This window comes from Pseudomonas sp. BIGb0278 (genome assembly GCF_024809895.1).
Lineage (GTDB): Bacteria > Pseudomonadota > Gammaproteobacteria > Pseudomonadales > Pseudomonadaceae > Aquipseudomonas > Aquipseudomonas shirazensis.
In genome coordinates this window covers 122,984-140,453 of the sequence record NZ_JANUEL010000002.1, presented here as the reverse complement: position 1 = coordinate 140,453, position 17,470 = coordinate 122,984, and the positions used below count along the sequence as shown (strand labels likewise).

13 protein-coding genes and 2 tRNA genes are annotated in these 17,470 nt (G+C 60.9%); 8 read left to right on the top strand and 7 right to left on the bottom strand.

Annotated elements, in window-relative coordinates; genetic code table 11:
- Positions 1–31 precede the first annotated feature (31 nt).
- The 5 genes from M2396_RS09405 to M2396_RS09385 all read right to left on the bottom strand — a co-directional run bounded on the left by M2396_RS09405 (position 32) and on the right by M2396_RS09385 (position 5,606).
- On the bottom strand, positions 32–1,597 hold the full coding sequence (locus M2396_RS09405) for an iron ABC transporter permease (RefSeq protein ID WP_259074398.1): 1,566 nt from the start codon (positions 1,595–1,597) through the stop codon (positions 32–34).
- The gene (locus tag M2396_RS09400) at positions 1,597–2,610 is read right to left on the bottom strand and encodes an extracellular solute-binding protein (RefSeq protein WP_101315923.1); all 1,014 of its coding nucleotides are present in this window, start codon (positions 2,608–2,610) and stop codon (positions 1,597–1,599) included. The genes M2396_RS09405 and M2396_RS09400 overlap by 1 nt, the downstream gene beginning before the upstream one ends.
- 83 nt (positions 2,611–2,693) lie before the next feature.
- Positions 2,694–3,281: a hypothetical protein gene (locus M2396_RS09395; RefSeq protein WP_191622861.1), complete on the bottom strand. Its 588-nt coding sequence runs from the start codon at positions 3,279–3,281 to the stop codon at positions 2,694–2,696.
- The gene (locus M2396_RS09390) at positions 3,278–4,558 is read right to left on the bottom strand and encodes an MFS transporter (protein ID WP_259074393.1); all 1,281 of its coding nucleotides are present in this window, start codon (positions 4,556–4,558) and stop codon (positions 3,278–3,280) included. Before M2396_RS09390 ends, M2396_RS09395 begins: the two co-directional genes overlap by 4 nt.
- A gap of 4 nt (positions 4,559–4,562) precedes the next feature.
- Positions 4,563–5,606 carry a class I SAM-dependent methyltransferase gene (locus M2396_RS09385; RefSeq protein WP_259074391.1) on the bottom strand — a complete coding sequence of 348 codons (1,044 nt, stop codon included), beginning with the start codon at positions 5,604–5,606 and terminating at the stop codon, positions 4,563–4,565.
- A 220-nt stretch (positions 5,607–5,826) separates the two neighbouring features.
- Here M2396_RS09385 and M2396_RS09380 point away from each other — a divergent pair, with 220 nt between their 5' ends.
- The 4 genes from M2396_RS09380 to M2396_RS09365 all read left to right on the top strand — a co-directional run bounded on the left by M2396_RS09380 (position 5,827) and on the right by M2396_RS09365 (position 12,509).
- A complete protein-coding gene (locus M2396_RS09380) occupies positions 5,827–6,789 on the top strand; it encodes an AraC family transcriptional regulator (protein WP_101315949.1) in 963 nt (320 codons plus the stop codon).
- 144 nt (positions 6,790–6,933) lie between these two features.
- Positions 6,934–10,059 (top strand): TonB-dependent receptor domain-containing protein, encoded by a 3,126-nt coding sequence (locus M2396_RS09375; protein ID WP_259074389.1) that lies wholly within the window; start codon positions 6,934–6,936, stop codon positions 10,057–10,059.
- A gap of 58 nt (positions 10,060–10,117) precedes the next feature.
- On the top strand, positions 10,118–10,942 hold the full coding sequence (locus M2396_RS09370; RefSeq protein ID WP_259074386.1) for a Slam-dependent surface lipoprotein: 825 nt from the start codon (positions 10,118–10,120) through the stop codon (positions 10,940–10,942).
- A gap of 73 nt (positions 10,943–11,015) precedes the next feature.
- Positions 11,016–12,509 (top strand): surface lipoprotein assembly modifier, encoded by a 1,494-nt coding sequence (locus M2396_RS09365; RefSeq protein ID WP_259074384.1) that lies wholly within the window; start codon positions 11,016–11,018, stop codon positions 12,507–12,509.
- Positions 12,510–12,598: 89 nt separating this feature from the next.
- Here M2396_RS09365 and M2396_RS09360 read toward each other — a convergent pair.
- Both M2396_RS09360 and M2396_RS09355 read right to left on the bottom strand, forming a co-directional pair.
- A tRNA-Leu gene (locus M2396_RS09360) sits at positions 12,599–12,685 on the bottom strand.
- A gap of 80 nt (positions 12,686–12,765) precedes the next feature.
- Positions 12,766–12,852: transfer RNA gene (locus M2396_RS09355), tRNA-Leu, on the bottom strand.
- 269 nt (positions 12,853–13,121) lie between these two features.
- Here M2396_RS09355 and rnr point away from each other — a divergent pair.
- The 4 genes from rnr (at position 13,122) to rpsR (ending at position 17,459) form a co-directional block, all read left to right on the top strand.
- A complete protein-coding gene (rnr, locus tag M2396_RS09350) occupies positions 13,122–15,776 on the top strand; it encodes a ribonuclease R (protein WP_150572873.1) in 2,655 nt (884 codons plus the stop codon).
- Positions 15,773–16,519 (top strand): 23S rRNA (guanosine(2251)-2'-O)-methyltransferase RlmB, encoded by a 747-nt coding sequence (rlmB, locus tag M2396_RS09345; protein ID WP_101315960.1) that lies wholly within the window; start codon positions 15,773–15,775, stop codon positions 16,517–16,519. The genes rnr and rlmB overlap by 4 nt, the downstream gene beginning before the upstream one ends.
- 258 nt (positions 16,520–16,777) lie before the next feature.
- The gene (gene rpsF / locus M2396_RS09340; RefSeq protein WP_101315962.1) at positions 16,778–17,200 is read left to right on the top strand and encodes a 30S ribosomal protein S6; all 423 of its coding nucleotides are present in this window, start codon (positions 16,778–16,780) and stop codon (positions 17,198–17,200) included.
- A gap of 28 nt (positions 17,201–17,228) precedes the next feature.
- Complete coding sequence (rpsR, locus tag M2396_RS09335) at positions 17,229–17,459, top strand: 30S ribosomal protein S18 (RefSeq protein ID WP_101315965.1); 231 nt, start codon at positions 17,229–17,231, stop codon at positions 17,457–17,459.
- The last annotated feature ends 11 nt before the right edge of the window (positions 17,460–17,470 follow it).

The window sequence follows — 17,470 nt, the reverse complement described above, 5'->3', positions numbered from 1 at the left end:
CAAACTCACGACAAGCGCAATTTCAGAAACCTCAGGCTCGGTTCAGGTACATCCGCGTGGTCAGCAGATACACCGGCAGGCCTGATACTACGATCAACAGCGCGGCATAGGGCGCCGCCGCGGCGAACTCGACGTTGGCGGTGTGGGCCCACACTTCAGTTGCCAGGGTGGTCATTCCGGTCGGGCTGAGCAACAGGGTCGCGGTCAGCTCTTTCATGGCATCCAGGAACACCAGCGCAAAGGCCGCTGCCAGCGCCGGGAAGATGATCGGCAGAGTCACCCGGCAAAACGCGCTGAAGCTGCTCGCACCCAAGGTCCGGGCCGCCTCTTCAAGCGTCGGCGAGGCCTTGTTCAGCGCCGTGCGCACCGGCGCCTGGGCCAGAGGCAGGAACAGCAAGGCATACGCCAGCAGCAACAACGCCGTGGTCTGGTACAGCGCCGGCACGTAGTGCAGGGCAAAGAACACCAGCGTCAGGGCAATCACCAGGCCCGGCAGGGCATGCAGCAGGTACGGCAGGCGCTCGGCCCAGATCGCCAGGCGGCCCTTGTAGCGCACCACCAGGAAACTGATCGGCAATGCCAGCACGACGCAGAACCCGGCGCCGCCCAGCGACACCGACAGCGAGGTGAACAGCGCCTGGCTGATCTCGCCCACAGGAAACGCTGCCGACGAGCCGACACTCAGCCAGTAGCCGAGCATCGCCAGTGGAATACCGCTACCGAGCACCGCCAACGCCAGGCAGAACAACTGGCCGACAGCCGTGAAGCTGCCCAGCTTGATCGGCTGCGCGCGCCGCGCCACACCCTGGCCAATGCGCACATGGCGCGCCTTGCCGCGCACGCGCAGCTCCAGCGTGAGCATGATCAGGCACAGCGCCAGCAGCACTGCCGAGAGCATCGCCGCGTTGGCGTTGCTGAACTCCAGTTCGAACTGCTGATAGATCGCCGTGGTGAAGGTCTGCAGGCCAAGAATCGACAGGGCACCGAACTCGACCAGCATGTGCAGCGCGATCAGCAAGGCGCCACCGAGCATCGCCGGCCACAGCAGCGGCAGGGTGACCTTGCGATACACCCCCCAGCGGCTGCAGCCGAGGGTCCTCGCCGACTCTTCCAGCGAGCTGTCGACATTGCGCAAGGTCGCCGCAACCGGCAAGAAGATCAGCGGGTACTTGGACAGTGCCATGATCATGATTGCCCCGCCCAGGCCCTCGAAGTCCGAGCTCAGCGATACCCAGGTAAAGCTGCTGACAAACGACGGCACGGCAAACGGCAGGCACAGCACCACGCCCCATATGCGCCGCCCTGGCAGGTCACTGCGCTCCAGCAGCCAGGCCAGGGCCAGGCCGAGCACCATGCACACGGCGGTGACTCCAACCATCAGCAGCAGGGTATTGCGCAGCAAGCCCCAGACGAACGGCCGCCAAAGCAGATGCAATGCCTCCTGCCAGCCGGCTTCCCAGGCTTTCATGGCGACGTACAGCAACGGCAGCAAGCTCATCGCCACCAGAAACAGAACCGGCAGCAGCACCCAGATCGATGGGCGCTTGCGGCGAGGCACGAAACGCGCCTGGGCCGCTTGGGGCAGGGCGGCAGTCATCAGAGCAGACCGACCTCACGTTCCAGCTCCAGCGCTTCCTCGGCATTGCCCAGGTCGGCGGGGGTGATCTGCGGCGGGCGCAGCTCTTCGAACGGCTTCAGGCCGCGGTCCGAGACCATGCCTTTGTGCAGCGGGTATTCGGCGGTGGTCTGGGTGATCACGCGCTGGCCTTCTTCGCTGGCCATCCAGTTCAGCAGTGCCTGGGCTTCCTTGGGATGCTTGCTGGCTTTCACCGCGGCAGCGCCCGAAATGGTCACCAGGCCGCCGGCATCGCCATCGGCCAGGTAGTACAGCTTGGAGTCGAGCTTGCCGCGCTCGCGCTCAAGCGCGTACCAGTAGTAGTTGTTGACCAGCACCGCGGCGACTTCGCCTTTTTCCACGGCCTTCAGCGCGACCATGTTGTTGGTGTAGGTCTTGCCGAACGCCTTGAGGCCGGTCAGCCATTCTTCGGCCGCTTCACGGCCGTGCATTTTCAGGATGGCGACCGCCTGCTCCTGGAACGCGCCGCTGGTGGGCACGAAGCCGACGCGACCGTCCCACTCAGGGTCAGCGAAGTCCATGACCGATTGCGGCAGGTCTTTTTCGTCGATTTTCTTCGGGTTGAACACCACCACGCGGGTGCGCGCAGTCACGCCCATCCAGGTGCCGTTGCTGGCCACGTATTCCTTGGGCAGCATGTTCAGGGTGGCGTCGTCGATCTTGGCCAGCAGGCCGAGCTCGCCGAGGTTGTTCAGCGGTGGCGACTCTTCGGTATAGATGACATCGGCGGGCGAGCGGTCGCCTTCTTCGATGATCTGGCTGGCAAGCTGGTTGCTGCTGCCCTTGCGGATATTGATATGGATGCCGGTCTTGGCCTCGTAGGCCTTGGCGATGGCTTCGCCGATTTCCTTGTGCTGACCGTTGTACAGGGTCAGGCTGACCGGCGCGTCTGCCATGGCGGCCGGTGCGCCAATCACCAGGCTCAGAACAGCGGCGGCCAGGGTGCGCATCAGCGGTTGCGGACGGATCGTCATGCGGGTACTTCCTCGCTTACGGCTACATATTTGGAAACAATGGTAAACGAAATCGTTTCTCATGTGGCCGAGTGACGAGAAATTCATTCATTCGATTGCAGTGTCGTGCGGGCCAGCAGGCGGTTGAAGTAGGCGTGTTCAAGGTGATCGACAAACAGCCGCAACAGATCAGCCCGGCGCAGCGCCTGGTCGGCGTGTGGCACCCTTAGCAGGCGGTTGCCGCCAAGCCGGTTGAGCCAGTGGCCAAGATCGTCTGCGTTACACAGCAGCAGCGCAGAGCTGGGCGAACGTTTGGCTTGGGGCTGGGCTGCGAGCAGTTCGAGCAATGGGTCGCTGGCTGGTTGCGGCGCCAGCTGGCGCGTATCGAACAGCACATAATCGCTGTCGCTGGCATGCTCGCTGTGCAGGGCCGAGCGTGCCGCCTCGGCATTGCCGAATACCTGCAGATCCAGATACAAGCCATGGCTCTCGGCATGCTCGCGAACGTACGCCTGAGCCTGCTCGGCGACCTGCCGGTACAGGCACTGTGGGTCGTTGTCCGGCCATGACTGGCTGGCGGCGGGAGTCTCGTGGCCTAGCCAGTGGTTGAGCCGATCCAGCACAGCTTGCACATCGTCGCGCAGCGCGCTGTCGCCGCTGACCAGGCAGATGCCGACGGTTTGCTGCTTCATGCTTTGCCCTCGCTGATGCAGCGAGCCAGGCCCGCTGCGGTGTGACGCTCGCTCGCCAGCACAGCGGCGGTGCTGCCGGCGATGCTGTGACGCACTCGCCAGGCCAGCAGCAGCGCCACCAGCAGACCTGCGCTGAGGCAGGCCAGCATGCCGTGCTGGCCCAGCCGATCAAGCAGCAGCCCGGCGGCAACCGGCACAGCCAGACGGCTGATGACAAACAGGCTGGACTGCAGGCCGTAGTCGCTGGCGGTGTTGCCGCGACGGCTGAAGCACAGGGTCAGGCCGAACATCAGCGCGGACACCGCGCCCATGCTTGCCGCGAGCAGCAGCACGCTGGCGGTCAGCCAGGCAGGCCCCAGTCGCAGCCATACGCTGACGGTCAACAGCAGCAGCGCCAGCAGGGCGGCGAGCAGGTAGCACAGGATCGCCCGGGCCGTGCCAAGCACCGGTATCAGCCGGCCAAACAGCAGGCTCGATATGGCGCCCGTGGCGCCGCCGGCGATTCCCACCAGCCAGGCTACCTGTTCCATGGCCATGCCCTGATCAAGCATCAACGGCTTGAGGTACAGCCAGGCGGCGCCGATGAACGGGAACGCGCTGAGCAACACCCAGCTCCATTGGCGTGCACCGGGCTGAGCGAAGAAACTCATCCACTCGGCGACCAGGCCAGGTGGCTCGACAGGTTCGCTGGTAGCCGCCTGTGCCCGTTTGCGCAAGACCAGCAATGGCAGCATGCCCAGTACCAACGCAGCGGCCATCAACAGAAACGGCGCCTGCCAGCCCAGCCGGGACTGAACCAGCAACATCGCGCCACCACCTACGATCGCGCCGATGAACAATGCCGCCGAGCGAATGCTGCCGGCGCGCAGCTGTTCGCTGCGTGGCAGCCACTGCACGGCCAGGGCGTTCAGCGGGATGTCCATCCAGGTGGCGATGATGCTGATGGCGAAGGTCATGGTGAACAGCGCCAGACGCTGTTCGATCAGGTCATGCCGACCAATCAGCCAATACAGGGCCAGCAGCAGGGCGCCGAGCAACAGCATCCAGTGCACCAAATGTCCGTTGCCCAGGCGCATCCGCTGTACCGGTACGGCGAGCAGGAACTTGAACACTGCCGGCAGCCCAGCCAGTTGAAACAGGCCGATCTCGGTGCCACTCCAGCCGTACTGACGCATTACCAGCGGCATGCCGAACATCAGGTAGATGCTGGGCACCGCCAATGCCAGGTTGAGCCAGCCAAACAGCAGTTGCAGGCCGGCGATTCGAGTGCGATTCATCACGTTATCCCTGAGGTCTGCGAGCGATGACGGCGTTCACCGGGGTGACCGGAAAACGCAGCCCGTTGAGTTGCTGTACCGCGCTGAAGCCTGCGCCCTGAAGCAGGTGCGCCATTTCACCCTCGGCCAGTACGTGGCGCCCTTGCAGGCGCATGTGCAGGTAGTACGGCAGGACCTGCGCTGCCGCAGCGCGTTCGCTGGGCACCTCGGCCTGGCAGCACACCAGCAGCCCGCCGGGGCGCAGGGCGGCGTGCAGGCGGCGCAACATGGCGGGCAGGTTGTGGACAAAGTGCAGCACCGACGAGCACCAGATCAGGTCGAAGCCGCTGCCGATGTCGTCGTGGTTGAGGTCGCCGCCAAGCGCCTGCAAACGCTCGCCAAGCCCGGCGCGCTGGATGTTGTCGTCCGCCACGGCGGCCGCCTCGGGGTACTCGAAGACCACTCCGGTCAGGTTCGGCAAGCGTTCGGCGAGTGCGATGGCGACCAGCCCCGGCCCACCGCCGAGGTCAAGCACACGTTCCAATTGGGCGCATTCGGGCAGGCGCTCGATCAGCGCGCAGGCCAACTCGGTGGTAACTGCGCGTTGCTCCTGAGCGATCTGCAGGCGAGCGGCGTTGGCCCAACTGCGAGCGATCGCCTGTGGGCTGGCGGACGGCGTCGCCATACCGCTGCGCAGGTAGTCGCCGAGCTGGCTGCCGGTCTGGCGCAGTACCTGATGGCGGAACAGCAGGGCATCGCCGCAGTAGTGGTCGGCCTCGGCCCGCAGGTGGCGTTCGGCGGTGGGCAGGTTGCGATACAGCGCAGGCTGCTGCTCGTTGCGCTCGAGCAAGCCCTGGCACCACAGCAGCTCCAGCAGATAACTGGTGGCTTGCTGGTCCAGTGCCAGCGCCTCTGCCGTGTGCCGGGCACTGGTGAACTGGCGCAACTGGTCGAACACGCCGTACTCAAGGGCTACCCGCAGGGCATCGGCGCCAAGGCCGCCCAGTTGCAGGTCCCAGCAGGCCTGGAGGGGGTGACTGCTACGCAGGTCCTGGTAGTTGCAAGTCATCGTTCACCCGCTGGGTTGCTCAGGTGCACGCGGCAGCAGTGTGGCTTCGCAGATTGAGGCACGGTAACTCCCTGTAGTGGCCGCTTGTATGAAACGAAACAAGGCATGGCCGAATCACTGATAAAGGTGATATATATTAAATGAGAATCATTCAGTATAAGTATGCGAGTCGGAGCCGTTCCTATGCGACGCGAGCTCGCGGACCTTCAGGGAAGTCAGCATGAGCACATTGAAAGGGAGTTGCCGTCTCGGTCTGGATCAAGCGCGCGAGCGCAGCGTGTTGGCTGATGGGCGCCTGCGCATGCAGCTGAGCGAGGACCTTGGCCAGTGCCACTCCGAGCTGTTGCAGTTGGAGCGGGGCCTGTCACTGGGGCGCTTGCATTACCACCCGCTGCGCCCCTTGATCGAAGAGACCTGCGGCCCGCATGACGGCCATGTGATGGTGGTGACGATTGGCTTGCAGGGTAAATCGGGGTTCACTGGCAAGGATGGCAACCACCTCGCTTTCGAGGCTGGCCACACCACCATCACGGCGTTCAAGGCGACCCCCGGCGAGCGCCGCTATCAGGCCAATCAAACCGCCTCGCAGCTGCGCCTGGTGATCGATGAGCAGACCCTGTGCAAGTACGTCGGCGAGGAGCGGGCGGCGCAGGTGCTGGGTACCGGGCATCTGCATCGCCTCGACTTTCGCCCAAGCTCGCAAGCCGCGCAGGCGCATGCCGCGGCGTTGGTGCGCTACCTGCAGCCAGGCCTGCTGAACCCGGCCAACCGCCTTGATCTGCACATCCATACGCTGAGTCTGTTGGCCGAACAGTTCAATCTGCTGGCGCCGCAGGACAGCATCAGCTCGGCGCTAAGCAGCAGCGACGTCGAGCGCATCGAGCGTGCGCGCAACCTGCTCTGCGAGCAGTTGCATCAGCCTCTGACGGTCGAGTACTTGGCCACGGCGGTGGGGATGAACGAGCACAAGCTCAAGGAGGGTTTTCGTCACCTGTTCGACTCGACCCCGGCGCGCATGCTCCTGGACATGCGCATGCGCAAGGCGATGACCCTGCTCGAGTCCGGCCAGCAAGTGGCCCAGGCCGCCTGGCAGGTGGGCTACAAATATCCGAACAATTTCACCGTGGCTTTTACCCGCTACTTCGGCCGGGCGCCGAAGTCGATTTTCGGCAAGAAGCGCTAGCGACGTGGTCGGGCTGTGCGCATAGGTTTTTATTGTTTTCGCATATCAATCTAAACGAGATTCATTTGCATTTATCGTTAGTATCACTGCGCCGCGAGTCAGCGGTCATGAAACTGCCATGTCACGATAAATACAGGTCTCGCCATGTCTTTGCTCACCCCACCGCCATCGCCAATGCGCCTCAAGCCATTGGCGTGGTCGATCCTGCTGACACTGTCCAGCCCCGCAGCGCTGGGCGAGGAAAACGCCCCAGGAGCTCAGGCGCCCGCGCCGAATATGGGCGCCATCGAGATCGAGCTGCCGGCAGGTTTCGAGGATGAGCTGAGCAGGCCAGGTACTTCGCAGCAGGGCCTGCAGGTGCTGGAGGCGTTGGAGGTCAAGGGTGAATGGGAGGACCAGACCGAGAAGGGCGAGAACGACGTTTATCGCAAGGACGTCTCCAACGTTTATGTCGGCAAGGAAGACATCGAGCGCTACAAGGGCACCAGTGTTGGTGACCTGTTCAAGGGCTTGAATGGCGTCTATAGCGGCGAGTCACGCAACAGCGGCGCGCTTGATCCGAACATTCGCGGCATCCAGGGCGAAGGTCGGATTCCGGTCACCGTGGATGGTACCGAGCAATCGACCTCGGTGTGGCTGGGCTCGGCAGGGGTCTCCAACCGCAACTACGTCGATCCGAATATGATCGGCGGCATCTCGGTGGAGAAAGGGCCATCGCTGACCGCTGGGGTCAAGAGTGGCATCGGTGGCTCGGTGGAGATCCGCACGCTGGACGCCGAGGATATCGTGCGGCCAGGCGAGACCTATGGACTCGAGCTCAAGAGCGAAACCGCCAGTAATTCGGTAGCGCCCAATGAAGACGGCATGCGCAGCTTCGGCCGCGACTACCGCGATATCGAAGGCGCGTATACCGGCGGCACTTCCGTTTATTTCGCCAATGGCGGCGGCACCCGTTACACCCCGCATACCGACTCACGGGCGAATGATTTCGACTTCGAGGACAATGCCTACCGCATTGCCGCAGCGACCCGCCAGGACAATTTCGACCTGCTTGGCGCTTACAGCTATCGCAAAAAGGGGAACTACTTCAGCGGCAAGAAGGGCAGCAAGCGTTACGAATCCGAAAGCGGTTATGAGGGCGTTACAGCGGAAAATGCGCCGGTAGTGGGCGACACCTCCGCCAACTACCTGGCCAGCTTCTACAACCCGGGTGGCGAGGTAGCGGGCACGTCCAACGAGATGCGCACCACGCTGCTCAAGGGCACGCTGTACTTGCCTGATGAGCAGCGCATTAAACTCTCTTACATGCACAGCGATCTCGAGTTTGGCGAAACCATCCCTTACATGATCAACGAGGTCATCAAGCAGGTCCCCAGTGGCAGCAATTTTGGTTTTCAGCTGCCTTACAGTGAAGTCAAGCAAGACACGTTTTCAATCAATTACAGCTGGAGCCCTGAAGATAATCGCTGGGTCGACCTCCAGGCTGGTTTCTGGCTGACCAAGAGTGACTCCAAGCGCTACCAGAATGGCGAGCAGATATATGCCATCAATGGTATTGACGGTAGGGGCGATGCCGCCTGGGACAACTATGTGCAGTGTCGCTACAGTCTGTTCGGCTGCAATGGCGATAGCGCCATGCCGGACAAGTTAGCCAATACCGACGGGCGCTTCAACTTGTTCTCGCGCGCGCTGCAAGTGACCCAGCACGACCGTTGGGGGGTGACACTGGGTAATAAAATGCAATTGACAGACAGTTGGATGCTGACGCTGTCCGGGGACTTCAGCAAAGAAAAACTGGAGCAGGGCAACAATCTCGATCAAGAGAGTGGTGGTGTGGTTGCCTACGCCATCAACTACTTGGGGCCGCGCGGCGGCAGGCGGGAGCAGTATAACTTTAGTTTTAATAACGAGTGGGCTGCAACGCCGTGGTTGACGTTTACGGCGGGGGCGCGTTACAGCGATTACAACTCGTTCGATACGACGCTGGATGAGAATCGCAAAGGGCAAGTTGAAGGTTGGGGTGTTAACAGTTATCAGACCATCCGTGACTTTGGATATGTCAAGCTGCTCAGCGACGAAGAGGCCAACAATTATGAAGCCTCGGTGAGGGACATGGTGGAGAGTTGGGGGTTGGACAACCCAGCTGAAATTGAGGAAGCTGTTGCCGGCGAACTGGCGAATGCTACTGTAGATGGAGTTTATTACGGTCCCGTCGAGGTGGCGCAGGTTCCGCTCAAAGGCACGCGGTTGGACAGCAGTGCAAATCCATTCACCAACGGCACCATTAACTTTAGTGAACAGGTAGCCAATGCTCAAGGCAGTGGCCGCACGGTTGCCCGTTATTTGAAAGCACCCTCAAGCGGTGGGGTATACCAGCAGATACCCGAGGATGAGCGTTGGGCCAAGCCGAAGAAACGCAGAGACAGCGCTTGGGCGCCGATGGCAGGGGTGACCCTCAAGCTGAGTGACAGTGCCAGGGTGTACGCAAGGTATGTCGAGTTCATTCGCTTTCCCACAATCTACGAAGACACTCAAGCGTTCTCGGGTAGCCGTTCAAGCATCACATCCAATCAGCCGAGTCCAGAACATGCGTATAACTGGGAAGTCGGTTACGTTCAGGACCTGCTAGGGTTTGTACCCGAGTGGAGGAACGCGGATTTTCGCATCAATTATTACAAGAGTGAGATCAAGGATTATATCGACAGGGATTTTTCCTACAATATTATCCAGTACGAAAAAAAGCTGCTGTTAGGCATCGAGTTGCAAACACGCTTTGATACCGGCAAGTATTTCAGCAGTTTTGGTGCCAGCTATCGACTGGATCAGCGCCTGTGCGACAAAGACATGGCCAGCACCGTTGATCCCTATTATGGGCGGGTCAAGGAGTGTGTAACCGGTGGCTTCCCGACGACGTTCTCCAGGACCAGCTTGCAGCCTCACTATTCTTTGAACCTGGACAGCGGCATGCGCCTGTTCGATGAGCGCCTGGAGATCGGCGCACGCATGGTCTATCACAGCAGCGCGAAGAACAAGGAAGAGGCTAAGTGGATCAAGCAGAATCTTGATATGGTCAAAGGCATCAATCAGCCTTACGAGTGGCACCCTATTTGGGTATTCGATACGTATGCGACGCTGCATATCAATAAGAATATTGATGTCGACTTCGGTGTGAACAATATAACCAATCGATATTATCTTGACCCGTTGGCGCGCACGGTCATGCCAGCGCCCGGGCGCACGCTCAAGATGGGGCTGACTGCACGTTTCTAGATTTTTTGCTGTTTTTTGTAAAACAGCGTTGTTCATAAACTATGACAAGGAGAGTGTTGTGAAAAAACTATTTGTAATGACAGCGTTGTCGTTGGTGACCTCCGGTGCATTTGCCGCTACGGTCAGCGGTGGTTCCTCTTCGACTTATGTGCAGGCACTGCCTTCGAACTTGATGGCAGTAGGCACAGCGGGTATCGCTATGCCAACGGTAGCCGGCGCTACCGCGAGCACCTCAGCCGTTGTCAGCTTCAAGGCAGGGCCTATTGCTCAAACCAATGCGCTTCTCAGCGGCTATGGCACCACCTCGGCGCTCATCACCAACCCCGGTACAGGCGTAATTACCTCGCAGACCTGGAAAAACAAGGCTGCCTACAATACCGAGGTTTATGCCTATCGCCAGATCGCAGCGCCGTCCCCCGGCTTCCCGCAATTCGGCGGTGAAGTCATCGCCAAGGTATCGGGTGCCGAGGTGTACTTCGGCGAGTGGGCGCCAGCCAAGAGCGGTACCCAGCCGACCAACAGCACTGACCTGAACCTGTCGCATGCCAACCGTACGGTCTGGTTCGTTGGCGAAAATCCAACTACCAGCATGCCGGCCTTGGTCAATGCCAAGTACAACGTCGTGGGCATCAACCAGTACAACCCAGGTACGGCCGCCGGCGTGACCAGTGGTGTGCTGACCGCCAACTATGGCAGCGGCTCCGGCACGCTGGCGGGTAGCGTAGGATCTATCAACTTCGCGGGCACTACCATCGCAGCCAATGGGTCATTCGCTCGTTCCAATCAGATCAAAGGCCAGTTCTACGGCAACAACGCCGAGGCCCTGGCGGGTATCTACACCAGCGGCACCACCAAAGTCGCCTTCGGCGGCGCCAAGCAGTAATACCCCTGTGCAACGGAGGGGGCGCTGCGGCGCCTGCCTCCCACTTTTTGTCCCTGTCTCTGGATCGATCACCATGCTGCCGTCCATGCGGGTGCACGTCGCCCTGCTGTGTCTCTCGACCTTGTTCTCCCCCGTACTGCTGGCCGACGATGACGACACCCGTCTGCTGCTGAACAAGATTGACCGCCGCGCCGAGGCGCGGGAGCGGGCCAACCTGGGCGCACCGGACCCGGCCGAGAATGACGCATCCTTGATCACCATCGAGGGGCAGACGTACAACGTGCAGAACAGCCTCGCAGACCTCGGCCCGGCTATCTATGTGTCGATCAACCTGCAGCAGTGGAGCAAGGTGCGCCAGTTTGTCGAGCGCTACCGGCAACTGCCCGGGCACGAACAGGCATTGGTGGAAATGGCCGAAGGCCTGATCGATCGCCAGGGGCGCAAGTACAAACAGGCGATCGCTCACCTGCGCCGCGCCGATCAACTGCAGCCCGGCTTCGTCCGTGCCCGTCTGGAGCTGGCGCGTACGCTGTTCGAAGACAACCAGACCGCTGAAGCCGAAGCGTTGTTCGCTGAGGTCGCCAGTGCTGAAGTGCCCGAGGCGGTGCTCGAAGTGCTTGGTCAGTACCGCAGCGCCATCGACAGCCGACGCGAGTGGCACGGCTCGGCATCGCTGGGGTTTGGCTACAACAGCAATATCAACCAGGGCAATGGCATGCTCACCACCACCCAGGTGTGCACGATTTTCTTCGAGTGCTTTGATTACTCGCGGCAGATGCCCAAGCCGATCAAGTCAGCCAGCACGGTCTATGACGTGGCTGCCGAGCGACGCTTTCAGCTGGCTGGTAACCACCACCTGCTGGTGCGCGGGCTGAGCTATGGCAACAGCTATGACAAACATAGCGAAACGCAGGAGAACCAGACCTGGTACGACGACAACACCAGCGTGCTCTACGCCGGCTACAACTTTCAGAGCGCGCTCAACGATGTGTCGCTGACGCCGTTGTTCGAAAACTACTACAGCGACCACCACACCAAGTACCAGGCCAGCGGCGTACGCGGCGAATGGAAGCACAACCTGAGCAACCGTCTGCAGCTCAGCCTGCAGCTGCAGAACAAGTACTTTCGCTTTCAGGGTGAGCAACGCGATTATTTCGATGACTACGACGAGCGGCAGGTCGGTACTTCGCTGTCGTACATGCTCGATCCACGGACCCTGGTATTTACCGGAGTGACCTATACCCGGCGCAGCCAGGACGCCGCCAGTGCCAGCAATCGCGAGTACCTGGCCAGCCTCGGCGCCTATCACAGCTTTGATGCCGGGCTGAATCTGAGCGTCGTCGGTCTCTACCGCAAGACCCGCTACGACCAGCCCGATGCGTTTCTCGGCGGCTTGCGCAAGGATCGCCAGCAGATCTATATCGCCACGCTCAGCGTTCCGCGGCTGGCGTTCGCTGGCGTGGTACCGAGCCTGTACGCCAAACGCACGGTGACTGACAGCAGCATCGACTGGGCCTATGCCTATCGCCAGACCGAAGTGGCGCTGAAATTCGAGAAGAGTTTTTGAAGGAGGAGGGCTGCTCAGGCCGGTCATGGCGGGGCATACCAAATCGCAGGCAAGAAAAAACCCACTAGCAAGCTAGTGGGTTTTTAATTTGGTGCCCAGGAGAAGACTCGAACTTCCACGACCTTGCGGTCACTGATACCTGAAACCAGCGCGTCTACCAATTCCGCCACCTGGGCAAAGCTTTACATCTACAGCGTACTGCGATGAATCTCTTGCTGAATCACAGACAGACCTGCTATCTATGCTTCGAAATATTTGGTGCCCAGGAGAAGACTCGAACTTCCACGACCTTGCGGTCACTGATACCTGAAACCAGCGCGTCTACCAATTCCGCCACCTGGGCACACTGTCAAGATTAGAGGATGCTTTACAACATCGCTTATCTCAACTACAACGGCGGTGTCCGTCGTTGTGGTGCGCACTATACGGACGCCATTGGGGGCTGTAAAGCCCTCGTATCAAAAAAAAAGTAAAAAACTCAACACGTTGATTCTGTTGAGCTTCCCTCGCCAACAAGACTGTCAGACGGGGGCTGTCCAACGACGACATTTCCGGTTTCAATAGGCCTATGCCAAACTTCTACTCTATATATACCAAGGTGAACCCCTCCTGATGGCCGATTGGCAATCCCTCGATCCAGAGGCCGCTCGCGAAGCGGATAAATACGACAACCCTATTCCCAGCCGTGAGCTGATCCTGCAGCGCCTTGCCGATCGTGGCGAGCCAGCCGCGCGCGAGGAGCTGGCCGCAGAGTTCGGCCTGCTCGAAGAAGACCAGATCGAAGCCCTGCGCCGCCGCCTGCGCGCCATGGAACGTGACGGTCAGCTGATCTATACCCGGCGTGGCACCTATGCCCCGGTAGACAAACTGGACCTGATCTGCGGCCGCGTGTCGGGTCACCGCGATGGTTTCGGCTTCCTCATCCCGGATGATGGCAGCGCTGACCTGTTCCTCAGCCCGTCGCAGATGCGTCTGGCGTTCGACGGTGACCGTGCCCTGGCACGGGTTTCAGGTACTGACCGTCGTGGTCGCCGCGAAGGTGTGCTGGTCGAGATCATCTCCCGCGCCCATGAGAGCGTGGTTGGCCGTTACTTCGAAGAAGGCGGCATTGGCTACGTAACCCCGGACAACCCCAAGATCCAGCAGGAAGTGCTGGTCACTGCCGGGCGTAACGGTGGCGCCAAGATCGGCCAGTTCGTCGAAATCAAGATCACCCACTGGCCAACGCCGCGGTTCCAGCCGCAGGGTGATGTGGTCGAGGTGATCGGCAACTACATGGCGCCGGGCATGGAAATCGACGTTGCCCTGCGTAGCTACGACATCCCGCACGTGTGGCCGCAGGAAGTGGTCAAGGAAGCGCGCAAGTTCCGCTCCGAAGTCGAAGAAAAGGACAAGGAACGCCGCATCGACCTGCGTCACCTGCCGTTCGTCACTATCGACGGCGAAGACGCCCGTGACTTCGATGACGCCGTCTATTGCGAGCCGCAAGGCAAGCTGCGGCTGTTCTCCGGCGGCTGGCGCCTGTACGTGGCGATTGCTGACGTGTCCAGCTACGTGCGCCTGGGCTCGGCCCTGGATATCGAAGCGCAGCAACGCGGCAACTCGGTGTATTTCCCTGAGCGGGTGATCCCGATGCTGCCCGAGGAGCTGTCCAACGGCCTGTGCTCGTTGAACCCGCACGTCGATCGCCTGGCCATGGTCTGTGAAATGACCATCAACAAGTCCGGGCAGATGGTCGACTACCAGTTCTGCGAGGCGGTGATCCACTCCCATGCACGGCTGACCTACAACAAGGTCAGCAGCATGCTCGAGCACTCGCGTACCCGTGAAGGCAAGGCCCTGCGCGATGAGTACAGTGAAGTCGTGCCGCACCTGAAGAACCTGCACGCCCTGTACAAGGTCCTGCTGGCGGCGCGCCATACCCGTGGCGCGATCGACTTCGAGACCCAGGAAACCCGGATCATCTTCGGTGATAACCGCAAGATCGAAGAAATTCGCCCGACTGTGCGTAACGAAGCGCACAAGCTGATCGAAGAATGCATGCTCGCGGCCAACGTCGCCACCGCTGCGTTCATGCAGAAGCACGAAGTGCCGTCGTTGTACCGTGTGCACGACGGCCCGCCACCGGAACGTCTGGAAAAACTGCGCGCCTTCCTCGGCGAGCTGGGTTTGTCGCTGCACAAGGGCAAGGAGCCTTCGCCGAAGGACTATCAGGCCCTGCTGGCGAGCATTTCCGGGCGTCCGGACTTCCACCTGATCCAGACGGTGATGCTGCGCTCGTTGAGCCAGGCGGTGTACAGCACCGACAACAATGGCCACTTTGGTCTGAACTACGAAGCGTACACCCACTTCACTTCGCCGATCCGGCGTTACCCGGACCTGCTGGTGCACCGTGCCATTCGCAGCGTGATCCGCTCCAAGATCGACACCCCGCACGTCAAGCGTGCCGGCGCCGTGGCAATCCCCAAAGCGCGCATCTACCCGTACGACGTTGCCACCCTGGAACAGATGGGCGAGCAGTGCTCGATGACCGAGCGGCGCGCCGACGAGGCCACCCGCGACGTGGTCAACTGGCTCAAGTGCGAGTACATGAAAGACCGCGTGGGCGAAGTCTTCCCGGGCGTGATCACCGCTGTGACCGGTTTTGGTTTGTTCATTGAACTGACCGACATTTACGTCGAAGGTCTGGTCCACGTCAGCGCGCTGCCGGGCGACTACTACCACTACGACGCCGTGCATCATCGCCTGTCGGGCGAACGCACCGGTCGCAGCTTCCGCCTGGGCGACACGGTTGAAGTCAAGGTCATGCGGGTCGATCTCGACGAGCGCAAGATCGACTTCGAAATGTCCGAAGCCACCGTCAATGCGCCGGTTGGCCGCAAGCAACGTGGCGCCGCCGAGACGGCTCCGGCGGGCAAGTCCGCGCCGGCAGGCAAAGGTGCTGGCACGGGCAAGCGTGACGTGAAGCAGGACAGCAAGCGCGAGGCCACGTCGCAAGCCAAGCCAGAAGCCAAGGCCGAGCCAGCACCGCGTCGGCGCAAGAATGAAAGTTCGGATGCCTACTTCCCGAGCGATGCCGTGCAGCGCAACGCCGAAGTACGCAAGAGCCGTGAAGTGAAAAAAGCGCTGATGGGCGAAGCCCGCAATGCGCCGACGGCAAGCAAGTCCGGCAAAAGTTCGAGCAAGCCCGCCAGCGACAAGCCAAGCAAACACCGTAAAGGGCCGTCCAAGTCCGGCGCGCCACGCAAGAGCAAGAACAAGTCATGAGTCAGTTGGAAAAAATCTACGGCGTGCACGCCGTGCAGGCGCTGCTGCAGCACCATCCCAAGCGGGTCAAGCAGATCTGGTTGTCGGAAGGGCGCAGTGAGCCGCGTCTGCAAACCCTGCTGGCTCTGGCCGCAGAAAACCGCGTAGCGGTCGGCCAGGCCGAGCGTCGCGAGATGGACGCCTGGGTTGAAGGCGTGCATCAGGGCGTGGTGGCTGAAGTCAGCCCGGCGCAGGTGTGGGGCGAGTTGATGCTTGAGGAATTGCTCGAGCGCACCGAAACCCCGCCGCTGATTCTCGTGCTCGATGGCGTTACCGACCCGCACAACCTCGGCGCGTGCCTGCGCACCGCCGATGCTGCCGGTGCCACCGCGGTGGTGGTGCCCAAGGACAAGTCGGCGACCCTGACTCCGGCTGTGCGCAAGGTTGCTTGCGGCGCTGCCGAGGTGATCCCGCTGGTCGCCGTGACCAACCTGGCGCGTACCCTGGAGAAGCTCCAGCAGCGCGGCCTGTGGGTGGTCGGCACTGCCGGCGAAGCCGACAAGGAGATCTACCAGCAGGACCTGACCGGTCCGCTGGTGGTGGTCATGGGTGCTGAAGGCAAGGGCATGCGTCGTCTGACCCGTGATCATTGCGACTTCCTCGTGAAGCTGCCGATGGCTGGCAGCGTCAGCAGCCTGAACGTGTCGGTGGCTACCGGTGTGTGCCTGTTCGAAGCCGTACGTCAGCGCCAACTGAAGCGCTGATCCAGTCGTCTGCAGCGATCCCGGCGTAGCTATTTGCCCGCCGGGATCAGTCTGCACCCTGGCGATTTGGGCAGATCCCTGCCGCTGTTCAAATAATCGCCAATCACCTTGCTTGTGCGTCCCGCCTTCTCTACAATTGCGCCCCTTGCCCAGCAGGCAGGCGCGCATGTGCCTTCTGCACAAGGCAAGTCATACAGTGTCATTCACTCCTTGTCTGACCAGATTCCCTGGCAGGCTTCTAACCCGTAAGGAGCATTCATGCGTCATTACGAAATCATCTTTCTGGTCCACCCGGATCAGAGCGAGCAAGTCGGCGGCATGGTTGAGCGTTACACCAAGCTGATCGAAGAAGATGGTGGCAAAATCCACCGTCTGGAAGATTGGGGCCGTCGTCAACTGGCCTACGCAATCAACAATGTTCACAAGGCTCACTACGTGATGCTGAACGTTGAGTGCACTGGCAAGGCCCTGGCCGAGCTGGAAGACAACTTCCGTTACAACGATGCCGTGATCCGTAACCTGGTCATCCGTCGCGACGAAGCCGTTACTGGCCCGTCCGAGATGCTCAAGGCCGAAGAGAACCGCAGCGAGCGCCGTGAGCGTCGTGAACGTCCTGAAGCTGATGGCGCCGATGGCGACGACAGCAATGACAGCGACGCCAGCGATAGCGCTGACGAGTAATCCACGGACCTTTTGAGGAGCCTATTACATGGCACGTTTCTTCCGTCGTCGTAAATTCTGCCGCTTCACTGCTGAAGACGTGAAAGAGATCGACTTCAAAGATCTCAACACCCTGAAAGCTTACGTATCCGAAACCGGCAAGATCGTTCCAAGCCGTATCACCGGTACCAAAGCTCGTTATCAGCGTCAGCTGGCTACCGCTATCAAGCGCGCCCGCTTCCTGGCCCTGCTTGCCTACACCGACAGCCACGGCCGCTGAGGCCTGGCTTT